The organism is Pseudoxanthomonas sp. 97-1-1 (assembly GCF_057773125.1).
Genome location: NZ_JBYMTJ010000001.1, coordinates 1,130,993 through 1,154,342, shown reverse-complemented (window position 1 = coordinate 1,154,342; position 23,350 = coordinate 1,130,993). Strand labels below are relative to the sequence as shown.

Genomic DNA, 23,350 nt, shown 5'->3' with positions numbered 1-23,350 from the left:
CTGCCGGCCAGATGCTCCGCTCCCAAGCCAACGCCCCGTGCCTGCAGAGGCCGGGGCGTTCGTATTTCCGCTGAAGGAGGTAACGATCATGTTCGAAGGTCAACCGCAGGCCGAAATCGATGCACTCATCAAGGCCGATCCGGAGTTCAAGCAGCTGTACCAGCGCCATCGCGAGCTGGACAAGAAGGTCACCGACGCCGAGCTGGGTGTACTGCCCATCGACGACAACCGCCTCGGGCAGATGAAGCGCGAGAAGCTGCACGCCAAGGAGCGATTGCTCCGGATCTACGACGCCAAGCCGCACTGACGCCTGCCCCGCCACTTTCTTGTCGCGGGCGGCGGCGGCGGCCTCGTCGGCCGTCGCCGTCCGCGTCACCCTAGTGCGATAATCCGGGCCACGTTCCGCACCGGATGCACGGCCGCATGGCGATCCACTCCTCAGTACTCGAGCTGATCGGCGACACGCCGATCGTCCAGGCCAGGCGCCTGGACACCGGGCTCTGCACCCTCTACCTGAAGCTCGAAAGCGCCAACCCCGGCGGGTCCATCAAGGACCGCATCGGCATGTCGATGATCGAGGCCGCCGAAAAGCGTGGCGACCTGAAGCCCGGCGCGACCCTGGTGGAAGGCACGGCCGGCAACACCGGTATCGGCCTGGCCCTGGTAGCCCAGCAGAAGGGTTACAAGTTGATGCTGGTGGTCCCGGACAAGATGAGCCGGGAGAAAATCTTCAACCTGAAGGCCATGGGCGCCGAGGTCATCCTGACCCGCTCCGACGTGGCGAAGGGGCACCCGGAGTACTACCAGGACCTGGCCGAGCGCATTGCGCGCGAGACCCCTGGGGCCTACTTCATCAACCAGTTCGGCAACCCCGACAACCCGGCGGCGCACGAGTTCGGCACCGGCCCGGAAATCCTGCGCCAGATGGAAGGCCAGCTGGACGCCATCGTCTTCGGCTGCGGCAGCTCCGGCACGATGACCGGCCTGTCGCGCTGCTTCGCCGAGCATTCGCCGCAGACGGAGATGGTGCTGGCCGACCCGGTGGGCTCCATCCTCACCCAGTACATCAACGAAGGCACGTTGAGCACCAAGTCAGGCAGCTGGCTGGTGGAAGGCATCGGCGAGGACTTCCTGCCGCAGATCTCGGATTTCAGCCGGGTCAAGAAGGCCTATGCGATCAGCGACGGCGAGAGTTTCCACACCGCCCGCGAGCTGCTGGCGAAGGAAGGCATCCTGGGTGGTTCGTCCACCGGCACCCTGCTAGCGGCCGCGCTGAAGTACTGCCGCGAACAGACCACGCCGAAGAAGGTGCTGGTATTCGTCTGCGATACCGGCAACAAGTACCTGTCCAAGATGTACAACGACTACTGGATGCTGGACAACGGGTTCATCGACCGGCCCCAGTACGGCGACCTGCGCGACCTCATCCTGCGCCCCTACAGTCAGCGCGACACCGTGGTGGTCAGTCCGACCGACCTGCTGACGACGGCCTACCAGCGCATGAAGCTGTACGACGTGTCGCAGCTGCCGGTGATGGAGGGCGACAGGCTGGCCGGCATCGTCGACGAGAGCGACGTGCTGCTGCACGTGTATGGCGACGAAGCCCGTTTCCGCGACCCGGTCTCCACCGCCATGGTCAGCAAGCTGGACCGGCTGGACGTGCATTCCCCGATCGAGGCCCTGCTGCCGGTGTTCGACCGGGGCCAGGTGGCCATCATCACGGATGGCGATGCCTTCCTTGGCCTGATCACCCGCATCGACCTGCTCAACTACCTGCGACGGCGCGCACAGTAAGAGGACGGCCCGCCCGCCAGCCCGCGGGCGGAGTCTTCGCATGGACGGTACGTTAAGACCCGGCTGGTAGAATGCCCGGCTGTTTGAAGGAACATGAACATGGCGCAATCTTCGAGCCCCGCCAGTGGGGCGCCCGGCGACCTTGCCTTGGGTACACTGGCTATCCACGGTGGGCAGTCTCCGGACCCCAGCACCGGCGCGGTGATGCCCCCTATCTATGCTACGTCCACGTATGCACAGAGCAGCCCGGGCGTACATCAGGGCTTCGAGTATTCCCGTACGCACAATCCCACGCGCTTTGCCTACGAACGCTGCGTGGCGGCGCTGGAGGGCGGCAGCCGCGGCTTTGCGTTCGCGTCCGGCATGGCGGCCACCTCGACGATCCTGGAACTGCTGGACAGCGGCAGCCACGTCGTGGCGATGGACGACCTGTACGGCGGCAGCTACCGCCTTTTCGAGCGCGTGCGCCGACGTACCGCGGGGCTGGATTTCAGCTTCGTCGACATGACCGACCTGGCGGCGTTCGAGTCCTCGATACGACCGGAAACGCGAATGGTGTGGGTGGAAACGCCCACCAACCCCATGCTGAAGATCGTCGACATCGCCGCCATCTGCGGGATCGCGCACAAGCATGGCGTACGTGTGGTGGTCGACAACACCTTCGCCTCGCCGATGCTCCAGCGCCCGTTGGCCCTGGGTGCCGACATCGTCATGCACTCCGCCACCAAGTACCTCAATGGCCATTCCGACATGGTGGGCGGCATGGTGGTGGTGGGCGAGGACGCGGAACTGGCCGAACAGATGGCCTTCCTACAGAACTCCATCGGCGGCGTGCAAAGCCCCTTCGACAGCTTCCTCGCCCTGCGCGGCCTGAAGACGCTGCACCTGCGCATGAAGGCGCACTGCGACAACGCCCTCGCGCTGGCGCAGTGGCTGGAAACGCACCCCGCCATCGAGAGGGTCATCTATCCCGGCCTGCCATCCCATCCGCAGCACGCGCTCGCCACCCGGCAGATGCAGGGCTATGGCGGCATCATCTCCGTCGTGATCAAGGGCGGTTTCGACGCGGCACGCAAGTTCTGCGAGAACACGAGGCTGTTCACCCTTGCCGAATCCCTCGGCGGCGTGGAGAGCCTGGTCAACCACCCTGCGGTCATGACGCACGCGTCGGTGCCAGTGGAACGGCGCGAGACGCTCGGGATCAGCGATGGGCTGGTGCGGTTGAGCGTGGGGGTTGAGGCCCTTGAAGACCTTCAGCACGACCTGTCGGGCGCGTTGTGAGAACTGACGGCATGCATGTGTGGCACGACGGGAGGCCGCTCGACGCTCTTTTCCGATACCGCGTGCTGACCAAAGAGCTGGTCAAACGCGAAATCCTCGGTCGTTACCGAGGCGCCACCTTCGGCTTGCTCTGGTCTCTCATAAGCCCATTCCTGATGCTGATGGTGTACACGCTGGCATTCGGGTACATCCTCAAGGGCCGATGGCCGGGCACTTCCGGAAGTACGCTGGATTTCACTCTCATATTGTTCGTCGGGCTTATCGTCCACGGATTCTTCGCCGAATGTCTGACGCGTTCACCTCAGCTCGTTCTTTCCAATACGAACTACGTCAAGCGAGTGCTCTTCCCACTGCAGATCCTTCCCTGGAGCATGGCATTGGCGGCTTTGTTCCACCTGGCGATGAACGTAGTGGTTCTGCTGTTGATGAAATTTTTCTTGCATCAGCAGATGCACGCGACCACGCCCCTGCTTCCGGTCGTACTCCTCCCCTTGTTCGTGCTGACGATCGGCACCAGCTGGATGATCGCCGCACTGGGCGTTTACCTCAGGGACATTGGACAGGTTGTAGGCGTGCTCGCGACTGCGATGCTCTTCCTTTCTTCTGCCATCGTGCCGGTCGAGAGTCTCCCGGAAAACTTCCGGTGGGTGTTCTACGCCAACCCCCTCACGTTCATCATCGACCAAGCACGCAATGTGGTCATCTGGGGCAAAGGGCCCGATTGGACCGTATGGACGATCTACATGGTTTGCGCGTCGGCGTTCTCGTTGCTGTCGTTCACGTTGTTCCAGAAGCTGCGTAAGGGGTTTGCCGATGTCCTCTGAGCTACCGCCGGAGGCGGCCATCACTGTCCGCGGGTTGGGCAAGTGCTACCAGATGTACGAGAAGCCGGTGCATCGTCTGATGCAGGGCCTTCTGAGGACCCGCCGATACGCGCGGGATTTCTGGGCCCTCCGTGGCCTGGACATGGAGATCAAGAGGGGTGAGACCTTCGGCATCATAGGTCGCAACGGCTCGGGCAAATCCACGTTGCTCCAGATGATTGCGGGGACGCTGACGCCAACCGAAGGCGAGGTCGTAGTGAATGGCAAGGTGGCCGCCCTGTTGGAGCTGGGAAGCGGGTTCAATCCTGATTTCACCGGCAGGGAGAATGTCTTTCTGAATGCCGCGATCCTCGGTCTTTCCCGGGAGCAAGTCGAAGAGCGCCTGCAAAGTATTCTCGCGTTCGCCGATATCGGCGAGTTCATCGATCAACCCGTCCGAAGCTACTCGAGCGGGATGGCTGTTCGCCTCGCGTTCTCCGTCATCGCCCATGTGGATGCCGACATCCTTATCGTGGACGAGGCGCTCTCCGTGGGTGATGCGTTCTTCGCGCAGAAGTGCATGCGCTTCCTTCGCGAATTCCAGAAGAGGGGGACGCTGCTTTTCGTCAGTCACGACTCGGCGGCGGTAACCAATTTGTGTAATCGCGCCATCTGGTTGGAGGGCGGCCGTTTGCAAATGGAGGGCGCATCGCGGGAGGTGGTGGAATCGTATCTGGCGCAGCAGCACGCCAGTTCGCGGCACGCGCTGCAGGGCGAAGTCGTGAACATCGAGCGAAAGGCCGCAACGCCGATGCGGGAGCAGGACGTGCGTCATGAGCTGATGCGCGAGCTCGGCTTGAAGACGCGATTCGAGCTGTTCGAGTTCGACCCCGAAGCGACCGGGATGGAGTTCGGTGCGGGTGATGCGCTGATCCGCCATGTGGAGTTGCGCGACGAACTGGGCGCGCCGCTGCACGTTCTGCATGGGGGCGAACTGGTGAGTTTGCGGATCTCGACGGAGCTCATCAGGTCGCTGGACGACCTGATCGTGGGGTTCTACCTGAAGGATCGCTTGGGGCAACGACTGTTCGGCGACAACACCCACCTGACGACCATGAATGCTCCCGTTGGAGGTGCGGCGGGTGAAGCTCTCGACGCCACGTTCCAGTTCCGCATGCCGACCCTGCCGGCCGGGACCTACATGTTCGATGTCGCGGTGGCGTCGGGAACGCAAGAAGACCATACGCAACATCATTGGGTGCACGACGCATTGCAGATCAAGACCACCGACAACACCATGCGAAATGGGCTGGTCGGCATCCCCATGCTGCGGATCGATGTCTCCAAGGCGGGTGCCTGATGGAGTTCACGGGCGAGCGGTATGTTCCCACCGAAGGAGGTGAGATCCGTCATGAGCATTTCCATCGTTACGCCTGGGTCGCGCCCCTGGTCGCGGGCAAGGCCGTCTTGGATGTGGCCAGTGGCGCCGGCTACGGCAGCGCCATGCTTGCGAAGACTGCTGCTTCGGTGGTCGGTGTAGATATTTCGCCCGAGGCAATCGAGCACGCCAGAGCCACCTATCCGCAGTCCAATCTTTCCTTCATGGAAGGCTCGGCATCCGAGTTGCCCTTGGCTGACGCGAGTTTTGATGTCGTGGTGTCGTTCGAGACCATCGAGCACCTGCTCGATCAGGAGCAGATGCTGGCCGAGATCGGTCGTGTCCTTCGGCCGGATGGCATGCTCGTGATCTCTTCGCCCAACAAAGAGGTGTACTCCGAGCTTTCAGGCCTGCACAACGAATTCCATGTGAAGGAACTGCAATGGAATGAGCTGGACGCACTGCTTCGGCGGCAGTTTGCGCACGTCGAGTATTTTGGCCATAGGCTCGCAGTGGGGTCGGCCATCGTTCCGGTGACCCGCGCGGGTGACGGGCTCCTTTATGAAGCTCTGACGGATGAAGAGACCGAAGTTTCGCCGCGGGTGATGAAGATGACCAATCCGGTCTACTTCATCGCGCTGGCGAGCAATGCAGACCTTGCTTCAGCCCAGCGGCCTGCTTCCGTACTCTTTTCCGAGCACGAGGATTTGTACGAACGCCATCGCCAGATCGCAGCATGGGCCGAGGGTCAGGATCAGGAGATCCAGCGACTCGGTGAGATGGTCAGGTTGAAGCTGGAAGAGCACGCGGCAAGCCAGGAATGGGCGCGGTCGCTCGATACGGAAGTGAGCCAGCTTCGGGAGATCGCGACGGAACTGCGGGCCATGGTCGATGAGCGCACCCGCTGGGCGCAGGATCAGGATAAGGAAGTGGTGCGACTTGGGGGTCTCCTGCGCTCGAAGATCGACGATTTCGAGGCATCCCAGAAATGGGCTCAATCGCTCCATCTGGAGATGGAGCGGGCGAGAGGCGTGCTGCACGAGCTCGATGCGACCGTAACCGAACGGACGATATGGGCACAACGCCTCGATGCGGAGCTGACCTCGGCCGGCGAGCATGTCCGCCGCTTGGGCGGTGAGGTCGAGGAACACCAACAACGGATCGCAGCGCTAGTCACCGAGCGGGAACAGCAGGCGTTGGCGCTGGAGAGCGCCGATGCCGAGCTGGCTTCGTTGAACTCTCGTGAAAAAGTGCTTTCCCAGGAGTTGTCCGTTGCCCGGGATGAGCTCGGGATTGAGCGGGCGCAGGTCGGTCAACTCAAGGCCGAGCTGGAAGCGATGCGCGAACGATTGGAAGACCAGGTGAAGGCGTTGCTGGAGCTGCAGGACCAGTGCGATGAGCTGAGGGTGACGTTGAAGACGCAGGAGCAGGACATGGCGGAGCGTGAGGCGGAGCTGAGGCGGGAGGCCGCCCAGCGAATGGAGGCCGCGCTGATCGCGAGCACCCATATGCATGAGGCAAGCGCTCGTGCGCAGCACGACGCCCATATGCGGGAAGTGGTCGAACTGAGGTCGCAGTTGCAGCAGCTCATTGGCTCGAAGTCGTGGCGCATGACCAAGCCATTGCGCATGATGGGGCGAGTTCTTCGCGGAGAGTGGGCGACCATCCTCACGTCCCTGCGAGGAACGCGCCTGTCGCGCTCGCGCTGGCTGTCGTTCCTGCGGGTGCCCGCAAAGCGTTGGTTGATGCGCCAGAAGCCGGACAGCGCTGTCGTTCCCCTGCCTGCCACATTGCAGATCGACGCCATTGCCGGCGAGGGCGTCGACGCACTGGGAGGATTGGCATTCCCCGAGGTCGTGGCGCCCATCGTATCCATCATCATCCCGACATACGGGAATTTTCCGTACACGCTCGCCTGCTTGCGTTCGATCGCCAGCCACATGCCCTCCGTGCCGGTGGAGATCATCGTGGCCGAGGATGCGTCCGGCGACACCGAGATGGAAGAGCTGGAGTCCATTCCTGGACTGGTGTACTACGTCAATCCCGAGAATCTGGGGTTCCTGCGTTCGTGCAACGCGGCGGCCCAACGCGCACGCGGCCAGTTCGTCTACTTCCTCAACAACGATACCGAAGTCACGGGTGGATGGCTGGATGCCCTGCTTGACGTATTCCGCCAGTATCCGGGCGCAGGCATGGCCGGCTCCAAACTCGTGTACCCGGATGGCCGCCTCCAGGAAGCCGGCGGGATAATCTGGCGCGATGGCTCGGCCTGGAACTACGGGCGCCTACAGGATCCTGCGGCGCATGAGTTCAACTACGTGCGTGAGGTCGACTACTGTTCAGGCGCCAGCATTCTGTTGCGTGCTGAAGATTTCTCGGCTCTGGGCGGGTTCGATGAGCACTACGTGCCCGCGTATTGCGAGGATTCTGATCTCGCCTTCCGACTCCGAGCCGCCGGCAAGCCGGTCTACTACACGCCTCTCTCCGTCGTCATCCATCACGAGGGAATTTCGCACGGAACCGACACGGGCAGTGGAGGCAAGGCGTACCAAGTGATCAACCAGGCCAAGTTCTTGGAGCGCTGGTGCGAGACCCTGGAAGCGCACTACCCGAATGCGGAGAACGTATTGCGCGCCCGCGACCGGGCCTGGGCGCGGAAAGTCGTGCTCGTCGTCGACCACTACATCCCGCAGCCGGACAGAGATGCAGGATCGCGCACCATGGTGGCGTTCATGGAAGCGATGGTGGCGCAAGGCTGGGTCGTGAAGTTCTGGCCGGACAACCTGTGGTACGACTCCCAGTACGCGCCGAAGCTACAGGCGCTCGGTGTCGAGGTCATCTACGGTGAGCGCTGGTATGGCGCTTTTGACCGGTATGTTGCCGAGTTCGGCCGCGATATCGATCTCGTCCTCCTGTCGCGACCGCATATCTCGCTTCCGTACATCGCGCCGATCCGCAAGCATTCCCAAGCGCGCCTTGTCTACTACGGGCACGACCTGCACTTCCGTCGCATGATTCGCGAGAACGAGGTCAAGGGCCGCGTGGACGCCGACGACGACGCGCGTCGCATGGAAGAGCAGGAGCGGGCGATCTGGCGGCAAGTCGACCTGGTGCTCTATCCATCCCAGGACGAGGTCGATGACGTGAAGAGCTTGGAGCCTACTGCAAGCGCGCGCACGGTCAGTCCCTATGCGTTCGATTCGTTCAGCAGGGACGCTTTGCCGGAAGCACGTAAGGACATTCTGTTCGTGGCAGGATTCGGCCATCCGCCCAACGTCGATGCTGCTTACTGGCTCGTCAACGAAATCATGCCTTTGGTCTGGAGAACGGATCGTGAGGTCGTCGTGCACCTGGTTGGCGCGAATCCGACCCAAGAGGTCCAAGCGTTGCAAAGTGATAATGTCCGCGTCACGGGTTACGTGGATGATGAGACGCTGCGCAGCTATTACAGGCGATCGCGGGTAGCGGTCGTACCGCTGCGGTACGGCGCCGGCATAAAGAACAAGGTAGTCGAAGCCTTGCAGCAAGGATTGCCGCTGGTGACGACCACGACCGGCACCCAAGGCCTTGATGGCGTGGCCCGCGTCTGCGACGTAGCGGATGATGCCCGCACGATCGCCGGCTTCATCACCGGCCTTCTGGAAGATGATCGAAGGTGGCTCGCCTACTCGCGCTCCGGCGCTGAGTTCGCCGCGAGTTTGTTCTCGCGACACGCTCTACAGGCTCAGGTAGGCCGTTTCATGGAAGGAGAGATCAGTTGATCGTTCGTGCGCGCGCGCCCTTGCGTTTGGGCTTGGCCGGAGGAGGCACCGACGTATCGCCGTTCAGCGACGAGCATGGTGGCTGCGTCATGAATGTGACCATTGACAAGTACGCCTACGCCACGATCGATGCGTCGCCTTCGGGTCGGGTGGAGTTTCATGCCGTCGACGCCGGGCAGTCAGGGCAATGGGATGCTGGGGCCGCCATCGAAGGTAGCGCGGGAGCCACCCAGCTGATGGCAGGTGTCTATAACCGGATCTGTCGCGACTATCTGGGAGACAGATACCCCGGCCTTCGTGTGCGCACGTCCTCGGATGCCCCACCGGGTTCTGGCCTGGGGTCGTCCTCCACGATGGTCGTAGCGCTTGTCAGGGCTTTTGCGGAGTATTTCGGCCTGCCGTTCGGCGAGTACGAGGTGGCACACCTGGCTTTCGTCATCGAGCGGCAGGATCTGGCTCTGACCGGTGGAAAGCAGGATCAGTACGCAGCTGCGTTCGGCGGATTCAACTTCATGGAGTTCTATGCCGCCGATCGCGTGATCGTCAATCCGTTGAGGATCAAGGATTGGGTTTGGACGGAGCTTGAAAGCAGTTTGGTGCTTTACTTCACCGGCGTATCTCGCTCATCGGCGGCCATCATCGACGAGCAAGCCAAGAACGCACGCGAGGGACGGAGCGATTCTCTTCAGGCGATGTTCCAGTTGAAGGATGAGGCGGTTCAGATGAAAGAGGCCGTACTGTTGGGCGATATCAAACGATTCGCCCGCGTCATGCAGGCCGGTTGGGAGGCCAAGAAGCGCATGGCCAACAGCATCTCCAATCCCATGATCGATGAGCTGGAAGCGCTGGCATTTCGCAACGGTGCGCATGCGGCTAAGGTGTCCGGTGCGGGCGGGGGGGGATTCATGATGTTCGTCTGTGATCCGGTCGAACGGGTCAATCTCGTTCGCGCTTTGGCGGACGCAGGCGGGCAGGTTCTCGATGCGCATTTCTCAAGTTCAGGAGCATGTTCGTGGAAGGTCAATTGAACGGATACATCCAAGCGGAGTTCGGCAAGGTCCAGGAGAATTTCCGGCGCATGGCGGAAAGCGCCATCATTGAGCGGCAGATCATCGATGCCGTCGCGCTCTGCGTTGCTTCCCTCCGTAGTGGCGGGAAAATCCTGTTCGCCGGAAATGGCGGAAGCGCCGCGGATGCGCAGCATTGGGCGGGGGAGCTGGTGAGTCGCTTCTACTATGATCGCCCGGGCCTGCCTGCCATCGCCCTGACCACCGATACGAGTGCGTTGACCGCGATCGGCAACGACTATGGTTATGACTACACGTTCGCCCGACAGTTGGAGGCGCTGGGCCGGGATGGCGATGTGTTCTTCGCAATCTCCACTTCGGGGAACTCACCCAACATCCTGAGGGCATGCCAGGCCGCGCGGGAGAAGGGGGTGCGTACCATCGGATTGACCGGCGAGGGGGGCGGCAAGCTTGCAGACCTGAGCGACATCTGCTTCCGCGTTCCTTCGATGGAAACACCGCGCATCCAGGAGGGTCATGAGTTCATCGGCCACATCGTTTGCGCCCTGATTGAACAGGAAATGTTCCCGAAAAATGCGCAGTGACGAGGCCATCGTGCTGGCGGGAGGGTTCGGGACCCGGCTGCGCACACTGGTAAGCGAGGTGCCCAAGCCGATGGCGCCGGTCGCCGGGCGCCCCTTTCTGGAGTGGATCCTGCGCCGCCTCGAGCGTGAAGGGATGCGTCGCGTCGTTCTAGCGACCGGCTACATGGCGGAGAAGATCGAGCAAGTGTTCGGCGGCAGGTTCGGTGATCTCGAGCTGGTGCACTCGGTCGAAACGCAACCCCTGGGTACCGGGGGGGCCATTGCACTGGCCGCGGAGCACGTGGGCGACTTCGGTGTCCACGTGATTAACGGTGATACCTATCTGGACTACACGCTGACTGAGCTGGAAGCACTTGCCCGCGAGCATGGGAGCATCGGCATGGCGCTGGCGCGGGTAGACGACGTGTGCCGGTATGGCGCGGTTGGGCTGGAAGGCGCACATGTGCGCCGCTTCCACGAGAAGGGCGCCATGGGGCCTGGCTGGATCAACGCCGGCTGTTATTACCTGCCGGATGAGACGCTGCGCGCCCTGCCCGCTGGTAGCTTTTCGTTCGAATCGGACGTCCTGGCGCCGCGCGCCGAGGCGGGCCTGGTGGTCGGGATGACCGACACCGACGGTTTCATCGATATCGGCGTTCCTGAGGACTACCTGCGCTCACAGTCGCTGTTCGGGGCGGAGCCATGATCGCCGCCCCGCATCCGGGTGTGTTCGTTGATCCCGAGGAGCCTGTCTTGTTCGAGCAGAGCCCTGCTTTGTTTCTCGACCGAGATGGAGTCATAAACGTGGATCACGGTTACGTCTCCACACCGAGCGACACCGAGTGGGTGGACGGCATATTCGACCTGTGCCGCGGCGCTCAGCAGTTGGGCTATCGACTGCTTGTGGTGACCAACCAAGCGGGTATCGCACGCGGGTACTACTCCGAAGCGCAGTTCCTCGACTACACCTCGTGGGTGCATCAGGCCTTTCGCCAGCACGGAATACGGCTTACCGCAACTATATATTGCCCGCACCATCCCGAGGCTGGCCTGGGTCCTCTCAGGGTCGAGTGTCCCTGCCGAAAGCCGGCGCCGGGCATGTTGATTGAAGCGCAGCGGAGGTTCGCGTCAGACTTGGCGGCATCGGCATTGGTGGGGGATAAAGGAAGCGATATCGCAGCTGGTCGAGCGGCAGGACTTCGACGCCTGTATAAGGTCGTCGGCGCCGCGGAGCCCTCGTTGGCTCCAGTACTACCGGTGTGGCGACTGAGTGATGTATTGGACGATCTCAAGAGTTATTGTCCTTAGAACGATAGTTAGGAGAAGCACGATCATGTTACCAATGGCAACTCGTCGAGCCTGTCCGCTATGCCAGGATGAGGCGAGTGAATTCACCATCGTGGATCACGTCCTCTATTTCGAGTGCAGGGTCTGCGACTTCATCTTCGCCGACCCCTCTCTGCTCGAAAGGGTCGACCGCGGCGAGCCGTTGCGCCGTTACGATGAAGAGTATTGGCAGAACGAACTCGCCTCCGCGCGCGATCGCTCCTACGGGTCATCCCTGGCGCGCTGCGCCGAGGCGATCCTGTACTGTCGGGTGCCAATACAGCGATTCATCGATGTTGGCACTGGCCCGGGGATTCTGCTGGAGGCACTGTCGCTGTACTTGCCGGATCATGCTGACAAGCTATTCGGCGTAGAGAAATTCCCGCCTCGGGAAGAGGAACGGTCAAAGCACCCGAACTACCACTGTGCGGACCTGAAGGATCTCGGGCTCACGTTCGAGTGCGGTGTCTGCATCGAGGTGCTGGAGCACCTTACGCCGCAGATGGCCCGCGGTCTCGCTGCCGCGATGCGGGTAGCGTCTGTTCCAGGTTCGCTGTTCATGTTCAACACCGGGCTGACCGACTACGTGCGATGCGAAGATCCGGGTTACCTGGATCCTTACGGGCGTGGCCATATCACTTGTTGGTCGGTGAAGGCTGCCCAGCGAATTTTCGCTGTCGAGGGCTTCGTAGTGCACCCGGTGCCCGGCAAGTCGTGGGCGTTTGTCATCGAGCGGCCACTTGGCGAGGTGGGTCAGGAGATTGCGATCGGCGACAGGATCTGGTCGGCTCCGTCGGCGAACCTCGCCCTGCTCGCCGACAGTCGCATGGGGACGGTCATGCAGATCCTCGGACGAGAGAGTGCGCGCGCTTACTGAAAGACCATCGAGTTTTCGTTGACCATGTCATAAAGGGGGCGTGCATGTCGGCTTTTCCGGATCTGATGATTTCGCAAGTCGCTGGTGGAGTGCGCGTCCCGGTCTTTACGTCTCAGGCAGACTGGGAGCGCCGACTGGAATGCGAACGATCCGTATACGATGCCCGCTGGAGGATGGAGCAGGAGTTCAGGGCGCTGGTACGCACCCAATGCTGGGTTGGTTGGTGCGGACTCTGCGGCGAAGCGTCGGAGTTCTCGGTGGCCCGGCAAGACGAGCCGGCTTCGATCAGCCTGAGGGAAGACCTGGTGTGCACCCGTTGCGGCATCAACGCACGCGTGCGCGGGGCCTTGGAACTGATAAGAAACCGGATGGACCTACAGACCTCCGGCGTGTATCTCACCGAGCAGGCATCGCGACCGTTCGTTTGGTTGCAGCGCAACGCGCGCTCCGCGATCGGAAGTGAGTACGTAAGGGATCAAGATTCCGAGCGGAAGTTGCAGCAGTACTTTCGCGACCTTGGCGGCGAGGGTGATATCCGGGTGGAAGACGTGACCGGACTGACCTTCGGGAATGAATCGCTGGACTGTGTTGCGAGCTTTGATGTACTTGAACATGTGCCGGATTATCGTGCGGCTCTGGCGGAGTTTGCTCGGGTACTGCGTCCAGGGGGCATGCTGGTTGTTACCGTGCCTTTCGTATTCTCCTATGCCACCACGCTCGTCCGCGCTCGCGTGGACGGTTCTGGTGAGATACATCATTTTGTGACGCCCGAGTATCACGGCGATCCGGTGGATGGGGCTGGCATCCTTTGCTTCTACCATTTCGGCTGGGATTTGCTGGAAGTCGTGAGAGAATGCGGTTTCTTCCATGCCGGCATGACGCTTCCTTGGCATCCGGGCATGGGTATGATGGATCACCTTTGGACGCTCGTAGCGTTCAAGTAATCGACGCACTTCCACATGAAGACATTGATGGTCGGCCGTTTCGCATTGGCAATTGTTTGTGCGGCGGTTTGTGTTTGGCTGCCCATCCGTTCGCTCCTGGTGGATGGTCCCTTCATGTGGCACGTCGCGCAGCCGGCCGCTTGGCAGGGCGGGGCCGAAGTCGTTGTGCTCTCGCTCCTATTCACGCTTGCCCTGGGTTTGCGCCGCGCGCCGCTAGGTTGGTTGTTGGCCGCCCTGGCGGCCGAGTTCTACGCGCGCAGGCATGGCATAGACTTGGCTATTCTGGCCGTCTACTTGTACCTGGAAGGGATATTTGCCCTGGGTCGGCTAGCGCAAGCCGCACTGGAGCGGATGTTCCCTCAGTCGACGGCATCCGATGATCCGGTGGTTGCAGGCGTGCTGGGCGTGGTCTGCTGGGCGCTGATCCTGTGGGCGACCGCTGCGATAGGCATGTCCTCGCTGCCGGGTATCCGCTTGCTTACGGTCGCGGTACTGGGGGTGGCGCTGGCCGTCTATCGGGGCAAACGCTTGGCGACCATTGCCGCGACGGCGCTGCAACCGCGAAACTGGTTGGATCGGGCGGCCGTCGGCCTGCTGGCGGCGTTCTGCCTCGCAATGTTCGCGAAAGCGTCCGTGGCGATCGACTACGATTCCATGTGGTACGGCTTGCAGGCCGATGAGGTACTTGTTGGCGGCGGCAGTCTTTTCCAGTCCCAAGGGCTGGTCGCCGTAGTCCATCACTATCCCAAGCTTTATGAGTCGCTTGGGCTGCCCTTCTCTGGCCTGGGCAGTACTTCGCTGGTGTTCGGGTTGGGAGTTGCGAGCTGGGGTTTACTCGTCCTTACGGTCGTGGAGGTGCTACGAAACCTTGGCGTCGGCCGCACGCTACGGCTGTGGGGCGGCGTCTTGCTCGCGACCTTGCCCGCCCTGGCCAACATCGCCATTACCGCGAAGGGCGACGCGTTTTCGGCATGGATGCTAATGGTCTGCATCCTTGCGATCCTTCGCTACAGAAACGGGCACGGTGGCCTCTGGTTTTGGGTCGGCGTCACCAGCATCGCGTTAGGCGTGTTATCGCGGTTGGCCAACCTGCCTTACGCAGCGCTGCTGACATTGATGCTGACCTGGAGCGTCATTCAACGTCGGGGTGTGGGACTTATGCACGTTCCGGGAATCGTCCTGGCTGCGGGAATGGTTGCGCTCACCTCTGCCGTGTTCGCACGCAATGTGCTGATTTCCGGGTTGATGCTCATCGCGCCGGATCCAGTGGTCAAGCTGCAGTTGATGGCTGGCATGCAGTTGCACGAACCCGCCGGTCTGCTGCCGCCCAGCGAGGGGGGGCGCCTCCCGCTACTGGATGGATTGTGGGGCATCCTGTTCCAGCCTGCGCAGTACCCACATTTGTTGATCACCTGGACAGCCAACTTCTGGTTGTTCGTACCCATCGCTGTCCTGTTGCTGGGAGGACGCCAGCCGTTCCTGCGCGGCCGTAGTGGCGCGATGCTCATGTTGCTTTCACTCGGGCTGAGCTTTTTCGCGATGATGTTCGGCTACAAATTCCTGGTGCCAGCAGGAGACGGTAACTACTTCATTGTTCCTCTGATAGCGCTAGGACTCTGGGGGCTCGCTGTCGCAGAGGGAATGACGGACGGGGCGCGTCGCTGCTTGCTGGTGTTGCTGCTTGCATGGCTTGCCGTCGCGGGTGCGGCGATTTCATTCGTCACGGGTTCTTGGGGGCCTGGTACACGCCCTTTCGATCTGGATATAAAGCGGCTGCCATTCGAGCTGGCGCAGAGGCGCGAGGCGAATGTGGCTGCAGCGGGATTGCGAGGCGTGGACCGATTCTTCGCGGGAATGTCGCCAGGTACCCGCGTGGTCGGTGTGGAGCCGGCAGGGGTCGATACCAGCATGCCCGTAGGCTGGTGGTTGCCGGTGCAGTACGAGCCCATCGAAGGATTCGGATGGCAGAATCCTTCGATTCTGGCCTCATCTCAAAGCTTTGGTGCCTATCTCGACCAAGCCGGCATCCAGTACCTGCTCATGCCGAAGAACGTCGCTCCGGGATACGCGCCTGACTTGGTGCGAGTCGCCATGGAGCAACGCTCCGCCGATGGAAGTGCATCGATCGCGTATGAAGACGATCGTTACGTGGTCTGGAAGCTGGCGCCGACTCAAGGCACGATGACATCGCTCGACGGCGGGGGCACGGTTCGGTTGATACTGGATGCAAAGACGTTCTGTGCGCAGCGTGCAAACGGCGTGGCCACCGTCACCTGGAGCGGCAGCCCAGGGCCTCTGGCGATCGAAGTGAAAGGGCCAGGAGAGCCCGCAAAACTGTGGGCGGAAGCTGGCGGCTCGGGATCGATGACGACAGGTGCCTGGATGCCTGCCGGAGGCGAATTCATCTTCCGCCGCGGCCGCGGGGGCGCGATCCTCGCGAGGCTACGCACGGAACCGTCCTGCGATTGACCTGGACAGGCCGAGATTCTAACTCCGTGCGCGTCGAAAGACCCAAACGTTCATGGCCGTGAAAACCATGGCGGGCACCACCACCATGTTTGCCAGGATTCCCCACCTGTAGTCGGCACCAGCGACGTCGGCGATCAGGTACATGATCAGGAAAGACCCGCCGATGTTGAGGCCATGCACCAGAAGATACTTCGGCAGTTCGTGACGTAGCGACTGGCCGGACCGGAAGGTGAAAGTCCGCTGCAACAGGAAGTTGAGTGGAATAGCCAGCAGGTAGCCGACTACGGTCGCCATCGCAGGTGCCATCTGCCACCGGCTAACCGCCAAGTGCGTGAGGAGCGCATGCGCAAGCGTGCTGACGCCACCGACGAGTGCGAAACGAATCGCCCTCCCCATCAGCCCGTCGTCGGCCAGCAGTCTAGCTAACGACCTGATCATCCGACACGCGTGCGTCCACGTTCACGGAACGGCGGATGAGGTATTGCGGTCGCCGGTTGAGACTGAGCAGGACGCGCCCTGTGTACTCTCCGATCGCACCGAGGCCCAGCAGCTGCAGCCCCCCCATCATCAGGACCGCAATAATCAGCGACGCCCAGCCCACAGCCAAGTCTGGAGTCGACAGCTTCTTGACTATGACCACGATCGCAAGCAGGAATCCGATGAAAGACGCACAGATTCCAGCGATCGAAACGAATCTCAGAGGAGCGACGGAGAAGCTCGTCGCCATCTGCATCCAAAGCGAAACGGACTTCTTCAGGCTGTATCCCGACTGCCCATCGCTGCGCGAATGGTGGCGTGCCGAAATGGTTGCGATACTGGAAGTGCTCTGCAAGAGAAGCCCATCCACATAGACGAATGGTCCTTCGTAGCGCAGGACTTCGTCGCGAACTTCGTCGAGCATGCCACGGAAGGGCGACAGATACAGTCCCTTGGGTTTCTTCAACAGGCGCCTGGCGACGAAATCGTTGAACCAACTGCCCGCGCGCTTCCAAAGCACGTGCTGGCGCCGCTCGAATTGCACGTAGCACAGATCGAAACCTTCCCGAAGCTTGTCGACGATGCGGGAAACATCCGCCGGATCATGTTGCAGGTCGTCGTCCATGGTGACGATGTGCCGTCCGCGCGCGACGCCCAGTCCGGCCATGATCGCGTTGTGCTGTCCGGCGTTCTTGCGCAGATCGATGCCGACGAGCCATGGCCGTTCCTTGGCCAATCCTTCTATGACGTGCCAGCTGTTGTCGGGGCCGCAGTCGTGCACGAGCACCGCTTCGTAGCCGCTGTGACCGAACGCAGGTTCCAGGACTTCCTGGAGGCGCGCCACCAGTTGGGGCAGTATGCTCGCGCTGCCGTAGACCGGAATGACCACTGAAACGTCAATCTGCTTACTCTTGTCCATAGTACTTCCTGATCACCCGCTCGGCGTAGTTTGAGCCCAAGTCGATGCCGAGCTCGCGTCCCACCCTGTTCGCGTAGGCCGATTCGATGGGGAAAGGAGTGCCCTGGTCTTTCAGGTCGAAATTTGCCTTCCGGCCGAGCGCTTCCTCAAATATCGCTACGATCGCGGGCATGGGGACGGACCTCTCTGCGGCGATGTTGACCACCGCCGGGATCTGCTCCTCGCATTCGATCATCGCGGACGCTATCGCTACGACATCGTCAATGTCGATGAGGTTGCGCTCGGCCCGCGACCAGACTTGAAAGGATTCGCCCGATAGGATCCTGTCACGCAGAAAGTTGGTAAGCGTGTTGGGATTGTCGGTGCGTCCTACGACTTGGGGCAGGCGAAGTACCAGGCCGCCGCGGGTCGATTGCACTATCGACTCCATCGCACGCTTGTGATTCATGTACGGCGTGTCGTTGCCGACGCGATCGGCCACCCCGCAGCTCCCGAAGTAGACGCTGCGGCGATAGCCCTTGGCGAGTTCGGCCTCAAGCGCTCTCCGCTCGCGTCCGAACTCGCTCGGATCCGACTCCGCAGAGTTGGACACGCCGGAGGCGAAGATCAGCAAGTGATCCTTGTTGGCATAGCGCTCCGCGAAACTGCGCGCCAGCATTCCCCTTCCTACGATCATGGCGACAGCGGCACGGTTGCGGACATCAAACTATGAACTCCATCGGAGGTGTGCGTGCGTTCCATGGCGGCTGCACAACGCCTTGCGCTCCCTGTTGGGCCGAGGGTGCGCCCGCCGGTGCAGCGACCATGTGGCATCAACGCGCCCGTCGAGGCGCGTCGATGGCTTCTGCAGCCAAGGTACCAAACTCTGTTGGGCGGAAAGAGCCGACGATGCGACCGTTGACGGTGCGCTCGCGGCTCAGCCGTCAATTGGCGGGGCAATCGGGTCCGGCGACCGTCGTGCGCGCCAATTCGGCGCCCGACGCCTTGTCGCGCAGCCTGAAGATCGCGCCAGGCGCCGTCCACTGACCGGTCTGGGCCTCGCCGAAGGCGCCGCCAGCGGCGAAGAGTGTCGCAGTCGCGTCCTCGGGCCCGACCATGATCTCGACGTCGCTCGTTGTCGGATGCTTGGAACGTACATCCCATCGTACGGTTCCGACGACGTTGTTGCAGTCTGCCATGCTGGGCGGATCGATCGAGAAAGTAGGATCGAGAGCGAGCGGCGCAGGTCCAGTCGCACTGGGGTCCGTTGCCGGCGTCGCCGCTGGTGGCACGGCGGACTGCGGGTCCGCAGAAGGGGCTTCCGCCGGCTTGCTGCATGCGGAAACGGCCAGTGTCGCGATCAGAACTAGCGAGAGTTGGAGCTTCATGTCAGTAGGTCCTTGAAAGCCATTGAGGCGAAGGGTAGAGATTCGAGCAGCCCCGGTCCATCTAGCCGAGGGCGCTTTCCAGATCGGGCAGCAACTGGAACAGATCGCCAACGAGTCCAATGTCGGCGATTTCGAAGATCGGCGCTTCGCCGTCCTTGTTGATCGCCACGATGGTGCCTGCGTCCTTGATGCCGGTCAGGTGCTGGATGGCGCCGGAGATGCCGACAGCCACGTACAGCTCGGGGGCGATGATCTTGCCGGTCTGGCCGACCTGCAGTTCGTTCGGCACGTAGCCGGCATCGACCGCGGCACGCGAGGCGCCGACGGCGGCGCCCAGCTTGTCGGCCAGGGCGTAGATCACCTTGAAGTTCTCGGCCGAGCCCACGCCGCGACCACCGGAGACGACGCGCTTGGCGCTCTGCAGGTCGGGGCGGTCGGACTTGCCGGCGGCGAGGCCGACATAACGCGTATGCGTCGGCAGGACCGCATCCGCCCTGGCGGCTTCGACCGTTGCGCTTCCACCCTTGGCGGCTTCCGGCCACGAGGCCGTACGCACGGTGGCGACGACGGTCTGGTCGGCCGGGGTCTCGACGGTGATGATCGCATTGCCAGCGTAGATCGGGCGCTTGAAGGTGTGCGGGCCTTCCACGGCCATCAGGTCGGAGACCTGGTTGACGCCGAGGAGGGCGGCGACGCAGGGCAGCAGGTCCTTGCCGAACGTGGTCGATGGGGCGAACACGTGCGTGTAGCCTGCGGCGAGCTTCGCGATCTGCGGGGCCAGTACCTGTGCGATGGCATTCGCGTTGGCGGCGTTGGCGACGGCCAGCACCTTGGCGACGCCGGCGATCTGCGCGGCTTCGGCGGCGACGGCCGTGGGGTCGGCGGCCAACACGACCACGTCGATGGCATCGGCCTTCACGGCGGCGGCGGCGCTGACGGTCTTGGCGGTGGAGGCGTTGAGCTTGCCGTCCAGGTGTTCGGCGATGACGAGAACCTTGGCCATTACAGCAACCCCTTCTGCTTGAGTGCGGCGACCAGCTCGGCCGCGTCCTTCACCATGACACCCTTGCTGCGCTTGGCCGGCGGGGCGTAGTGCGTGGTCTTGTGGGTGTCGGCGGATTCGACGCCGAGGTCGGCCAGCTGCAGCGTTTCCAGCGGCTTGCTCTTCGCCTTCATGATGTCGGGCAACTTGATGAAGCGCGGCTCGTTGAGGCGCAGGTCAGTGGTGACCACTGCCGGCAGGTCGACGTCCAGCGTCTCCAGGCCTGCGTCGACTTCACGCACCACCGTGGCCTTGCCGTCGGCGATGTCGAGCTTGCCGGCGAAGGTCGCCTGTGGGCGACCCCACAGCGTGGCCAGCATCTGGCCGGTCTGGTTGGCGTCGTCGTCGATGGCCTGCTTGCCGAGGATGACCAGGTCCGGCGATTCCTTCTCGACCAGCTTCAGCAGCGTGCGGGCGGCGGTCAGCGGCTGGATGGCCTGGTCGGTGACCACGTGGACGGCGCGGTTGGCGCCCATGGCCAGACCGTTGCGCAGGTGGGCCTGGGCGTCGGCGGGGGCGATGGTGGCGACCACGACCTCGGTGGCGATGCCCTTGTCGCGCAGGCGCAGGGCCTCTTCCAGCGCGATCTCGTCGAAGGGATTGGGGGACAGCTTGACGCCGTCAGTGACCACGCCGGAGCCGTCCGGCTTGACCTGGATGCGGACGTTGTAGTCCACCACGCGCTTGTAGGCGACGAGAATCTTCATCCTGCGGGAATTCCTGTATGCGACGGTGAGGCCCGGCCGCGGCGGCTGGCCGAGGGCAGACTTGGGATTTTAGCCGTCAGGCGGGGGCCATGCGAGCCCGTACGGTGCCGTCCGCCAGATGTTCCGCCAGAACACCGGCAAAACGTGCCGCGCTGCCGGGCGCCTGGGCGAAGAACAGCGAGGGTTCGGTCAGTTCCAGCTCAAGCAGGCGGGGCTGGCCTTCGGCGTCGATCAGCAGGTCGATGCGTGCATAAGACAGCGGTGTGTCCAGTTGGCGCAGGCGCGCCGTGGCGGCGAGCACCCGTTCGGCCAGCGCTTCCTCGGCCTGGGTGGCCTTGCCCGGCAGGATGTCGCCCAACGCCATCGGCGCCTGGCGCGCGCCTTCGCCGGCTGCCAACTGGGCGCCCTTGCGGGCCGCGTGACTGAAACGCCCGCCGAAGTAGAGCAGCGCGGTTTCACCCTGCTCATCCACCGAGGCGATGTAGGGCTGCAACATCACGCTCCGCTCCTGGTCGAGCAGGCGCGCGACATGGTTGCCGGCCGCGAACTGCTGGTCGCGCGCGTAGCGATGGGTATCCCGGGCGCCAGCACTGACGGCCGGTTTGACGACGAACTCCGGGCAGTCGAATGCCTCCAGGAAGGCTGAGAGCGCTTCCATGGGTTCGGCATCGGGTTCGACGAAGTGGGTGGGGACGGTCGGGATGCCGACGGTCGCCAGGTCCGCGAGGTAATGCTTGTCGGTGTTCCAGCGCACGACATTCAACGGATTCATCAGGTGCGTGACCCGGTCCACGTGCTCGCACCAGGCCAGGAACCCGGGCAGTCGCTCGGTATAGTCCCAGGGCGAACGCAGCAGGACCGCGTCGAAGCGCGCCCAGTTCACGGTAGGGTCGTCCCAGGCCACGGCGCGCGGGTGGAAACCTGCATCGGCGCAGGCTTCGAGCAGCGGGACGAGATCATCGTCGTGGCCGGTCGCGGCGACAGCGGTGACAAGCGCTAGGGTCTTCATGCGGGCAAGTGTACGCGCACGTCCGGTGCCGGATTCCCATTGACCGAAAGTACCTGTGTGGCCCTTGGGGGCGTGGGTAGAATGCAGGCTTCCTCAACGAATGGATCACGCCATGGCGGGTAACCCGGCCTCCGGAGGCAAGCAGAAGCTATATCCCAGTGCCGCGGCCGCACTGCAGGGCGTGGTGGCCGATGGCCAGACGCTGGCGGTTGGCGGCTTCGGCCTGTGCGGCATCCCCGAGGCGCTGATCGGCGCGCTGCGGGACAGCGGCGCGAAGGGGTTGACGGCGATCTCCAACAACGCGGGCGTGGACGGCTTCGGCCTGGGCCTGCTGCTGGAAACCCGGCAGATCAAGAAGATGATTTCGTCCTACGTGGGCGAAAACAAGGAATTCGAGCGCCAATTCCTTTCGGGCGAACTGGAACTGGAATTCAACCCGCAGGGCACGCTGGCCGAGCGCCTGCGCGCAGGCGGCGCAGGGATCCCGGCGTTCTTCACCCGCACCGGCTACGGCACGGTTGTTGCCGAAGGCAAGGAAACCCGTCAGTTCGGCGAGCATTGGTATGTGATGGAAACCGCGCTGGCGGCCGACGTATCGCTGGTCAAGGCATGGAAGGCCGACAAGGCCGGCAACCTGGTCTTCCGCAAGACAGCGCGCAACTTCAACCCGGCTTGCGCCATGGCCGGCAAGGTCTGCATCGCGGAGGTCGAGGAAGTGGTGGAAATCGGCACCATCGATCCCGACCACGTTCACCTGCCCGGCATCTACGTGGACCGCATCGTCCACAACCCGTCCCCCGAGAAGCGCATCGAGCAGCGCACCGTCCGCCAAGGAGACAAGTGATGCCCTGGACCCGCGATGAAATGGCGCAGCGCGCCGCCCGCGAACTGACCGACGGCGCCTACGTGAACCTGGGCATCGGCCTGCCGACCCTGGTCGCGAACCATATTCCGGCCGGCATGGACGTGTGGCTGCAGTCCGAGAACGGCCTGCTGGGCATCGGTCCGTTCCCGACCGAGGACGAGGTCGACGCCGACCTGATCAACGCCGGCAAGCAGACCGTCACGGCCCGCGCCGGTGCCAGCTACTTCGGCAGCCACGATTCCTTCGCCATGATCCGCGGCGGCCACATCGATCTGGCCGTGCTGGGCGCCATGCAGGTCACCGACAAGGGCGACCTGGCCAACTGGATGGTCCCGGGCAAGATGGTCAAGGGCATGGGCGGCGCCATGGACCTGGTGGCCGGCGTCAAGCGCATCGTGGTGCTGATGGAGCACGTTGCCAAGGACGGGAGCCACAAGATCCTGCCCCAGTGCGACCTGCCGCTGACGGGGGTGGGGGTTGTTGACAGGATCATCACGGACCTGGCCGTTTTCGATGTCACCCCCTACGGACTGGCGCTGATGGAGATGGCCGATGGCGTGACCGAAGCGGAGCTCGCCGCGAAAACCGGCGTGCCTTTCCGGTCTGGTCACTGAAGCACGCCATGCCGTGATGCAGGTCCGGTTGCAATGCGCGATGGTGCACGTCTGACTTCCAGCTGTACGCTTTCTGGCCGATAACGCGGAGAGGCGAACCCGTTGGCTATTTGTGGCCCGGCGGCT

At 62.8% G+C, this 23,350-nt stretch carries 22 protein-coding genes; 15 read left to right on the top strand and 7 right to left on the bottom strand.

Translation table 11 applies throughout. The features are described 5' to 3' along the window. The first annotated feature begins 88 nt into the window (after positions 1-88). The 13 genes from AC3DET_RS05490 to AC3DET_RS05430 all read left to right on the top strand — a co-directional run bounded on the left by AC3DET_RS05490 (position 89) and on the right by AC3DET_RS05430 (position 16,224). Entirely contained in the window at positions 89-307 is a 219-nt protein-coding gene (locus AC3DET_RS05490) for an HP1242/YdcH family protein (RefSeq protein ID WP_142123411.1), read from the top strand. Between the two features lie 116 nt (positions 308-423). Beyond that, positions 424-1,794 (top strand): pyridoxal-phosphate dependent enzyme, encoded by a 1,371-nt coding sequence (locus tag AC3DET_RS05485; protein WP_488390954.1) that lies wholly within the window; start codon positions 424-426, stop codon positions 1,792-1,794. Positions 1,795-1,893: 99 nt separating this feature from the next. After that, entirely contained in the window at positions 1,894-3,075 is a 1,182-nt protein-coding gene (locus AC3DET_RS05480; RefSeq protein WP_488390953.1) for a cystathionine gamma-synthase, read from the top strand. 11 nt (positions 3,076-3,086) lie between these two features. Next, positions 3,087-3,899, top strand: a complete 813-nt coding sequence (locus AC3DET_RS05475; protein ID WP_488390952.1) for an ABC transporter permease — start codon at positions 3,087-3,089, stop codon at positions 3,897-3,899. Further along, positions 3,889-5,238: an ABC transporter ATP-binding protein gene (locus AC3DET_RS05470; RefSeq protein WP_488390951.1), complete on the top strand. Its 1,350-nt coding sequence runs from the start codon at positions 3,889-3,891 to the stop codon at positions 5,236-5,238. The genes AC3DET_RS05475 and AC3DET_RS05470 overlap by 11 nt, the downstream gene beginning before the upstream one ends. Further along, positions 5,238-9,017, top strand: a complete 3,780-nt coding sequence (locus tag AC3DET_RS05465) for a methyltransferase domain-containing protein (RefSeq protein ID WP_488390950.1) — start codon at positions 5,238-5,240, stop codon at positions 9,015-9,017. The genes AC3DET_RS05470 and AC3DET_RS05465 overlap by 1 nt, the downstream gene beginning before the upstream one ends. Then, positions 9,014-10,045 carry a GHMP family kinase ATP-binding protein gene (locus AC3DET_RS05460; protein WP_488390949.1) on the top strand — a complete coding sequence of 344 codons (1,032 nt, stop codon included), beginning with the start codon at positions 9,014-9,016 and terminating at the stop codon, positions 10,043-10,045. The genes AC3DET_RS05465 and AC3DET_RS05460 overlap by 4 nt, the downstream gene beginning before the upstream one ends. Next, positions 10,030-10,629 (top strand): D-sedoheptulose-7-phosphate isomerase, encoded by a 600-nt coding sequence (locus tag AC3DET_RS05455; RefSeq protein ID WP_488390948.1) that lies wholly within the window; start codon positions 10,030-10,032, stop codon positions 10,627-10,629. The genes AC3DET_RS05460 and AC3DET_RS05455 overlap by 16 nt, the downstream gene beginning before the upstream one ends. After that, a complete protein-coding gene (locus tag AC3DET_RS05450) occupies positions 10,619-11,314 on the top strand; it encodes a nucleotidyltransferase family protein (RefSeq protein ID WP_192200203.1) in 696 nt (231 codons plus the stop codon). Before AC3DET_RS05455 ends, AC3DET_RS05450 begins: the two co-directional genes overlap by 11 nt. After that, a complete protein-coding gene (locus tag AC3DET_RS05445) occupies positions 11,311-11,916 on the top strand; it encodes a D-glycero-alpha-D-manno-heptose-1,7-bisphosphate 7-phosphatase (protein ID WP_488390947.1) in 606 nt (201 codons plus the stop codon). The genes AC3DET_RS05450 and AC3DET_RS05445 overlap by 4 nt, the downstream gene beginning before the upstream one ends. A 91-nt stretch (positions 11,917-12,007) precedes the next feature. Continuing rightward, on the top strand, positions 12,008-12,811 hold the full coding sequence (locus AC3DET_RS05440; protein WP_488390946.1) for a methyltransferase domain-containing protein: 804 nt from the start codon (positions 12,008-12,010) through the stop codon (positions 12,809-12,811). A 44-nt stretch (positions 12,812-12,855) separates the two neighbouring features. Continuing rightward, positions 12,856-13,755 carry a class I SAM-dependent methyltransferase gene (locus AC3DET_RS05435; RefSeq protein ID WP_488390945.1) on the top strand — a complete coding sequence of 300 codons (900 nt, stop codon included), beginning with the start codon at positions 12,856-12,858 and terminating at the stop codon, positions 13,753-13,755. A gap of 15 nt (positions 13,756-13,770) precedes the next feature. Beyond that, positions 13,771-16,224, top strand: a complete 2,454-nt coding sequence (locus tag AC3DET_RS05430; protein ID WP_488390944.1) for a hypothetical protein — start codon at positions 13,771-13,773, stop codon at positions 16,222-16,224. An 18-nt stretch (positions 16,225-16,242) separates the two neighbouring features. Here AC3DET_RS05430 and AC3DET_RS05425 read toward each other — a convergent pair whose 3' ends face one another. The 7 genes from AC3DET_RS05425 to AC3DET_RS05395 form a co-directional block, all read right to left on the bottom strand. Continuing rightward, a complete protein-coding gene (locus tag AC3DET_RS05425) occupies positions 16,243-16,662 on the bottom strand; it encodes a GtrA family protein (protein WP_488390943.1) in 420 nt (139 codons plus the stop codon). Next, the gene (locus tag AC3DET_RS05420; RefSeq protein ID WP_488390942.1) at positions 16,643-17,620 is read right to left on the bottom strand and encodes a glycosyltransferase family 2 protein; all 978 of its coding nucleotides are present in this window, start codon (positions 17,618-17,620) and stop codon (positions 16,643-16,645) included. The genes AC3DET_RS05425 and AC3DET_RS05420 overlap by 20 nt, the downstream gene beginning before the upstream one ends. Next, a complete protein-coding gene (locus tag AC3DET_RS05415; protein WP_488390941.1) occupies positions 17,607-18,278 on the bottom strand; it encodes an NAD-dependent epimerase/dehydratase family protein in 672 nt (223 codons plus the stop codon). Before AC3DET_RS05415 ends, AC3DET_RS05420 begins: the two co-directional genes overlap by 14 nt. Positions 18,279-18,543: 265 nt before the next feature. Then, positions 18,544-18,987: a hypothetical protein gene (locus AC3DET_RS05410; RefSeq protein ID WP_488390940.1), complete on the bottom strand. Its 444-nt coding sequence runs from the start codon at positions 18,985-18,987 to the stop codon at positions 18,544-18,546. A 61-nt stretch (positions 18,988-19,048) separates the two neighbouring features. Next, the gene (locus AC3DET_RS05405) at positions 19,049-19,990 is read right to left on the bottom strand and encodes an electron transfer flavoprotein subunit alpha/FixB family protein (protein WP_488390939.1); all 942 of its coding nucleotides are present in this window, start codon (positions 19,988-19,990) and stop codon (positions 19,049-19,051) included. Then, complete coding sequence (locus AC3DET_RS05400; RefSeq protein WP_337730609.1) at positions 19,990-20,736, bottom strand: electron transfer flavoprotein subunit beta/FixA family protein; 747 nt, start codon at positions 20,734-20,736, stop codon at positions 19,990-19,992. Before AC3DET_RS05400 ends, AC3DET_RS05405 begins: the two co-directional genes overlap by 1 nt. A 76-nt stretch (positions 20,737-20,812) precedes the next feature. After that, positions 20,813-21,745, bottom strand: coding sequence for an ATP-grasp domain-containing protein (locus AC3DET_RS05395; RefSeq protein ID WP_488390938.1), 933 nt, complete (start codon positions 21,743-21,745; stop codon positions 20,813-20,815). A 112-nt stretch (positions 21,746-21,857) separates the two neighbouring features. On the opposite strand from AC3DET_RS05395, the gene AC3DET_RS05390 reads away from it, so the two are divergent. Both AC3DET_RS05390 and AC3DET_RS05385 read left to right on the top strand, forming a co-directional pair. Further along, complete coding sequence (locus AC3DET_RS05390) at positions 21,858-22,589, top strand: CoA transferase subunit A (RefSeq protein WP_337730607.1); 732 nt, start codon at positions 21,858-21,860, stop codon at positions 22,587-22,589. Continuing rightward, positions 22,589-23,224 carry a CoA transferase subunit B gene (locus AC3DET_RS05385; protein WP_488390937.1) on the top strand — a complete coding sequence of 212 codons (636 nt, stop codon included), beginning with the start codon at positions 22,589-22,591 and terminating at the stop codon, positions 23,222-23,224. Before AC3DET_RS05390 ends, AC3DET_RS05385 begins: the two co-directional genes overlap by 1 nt. Positions 23,225-23,350 lie beyond the last annotated feature (126 nt).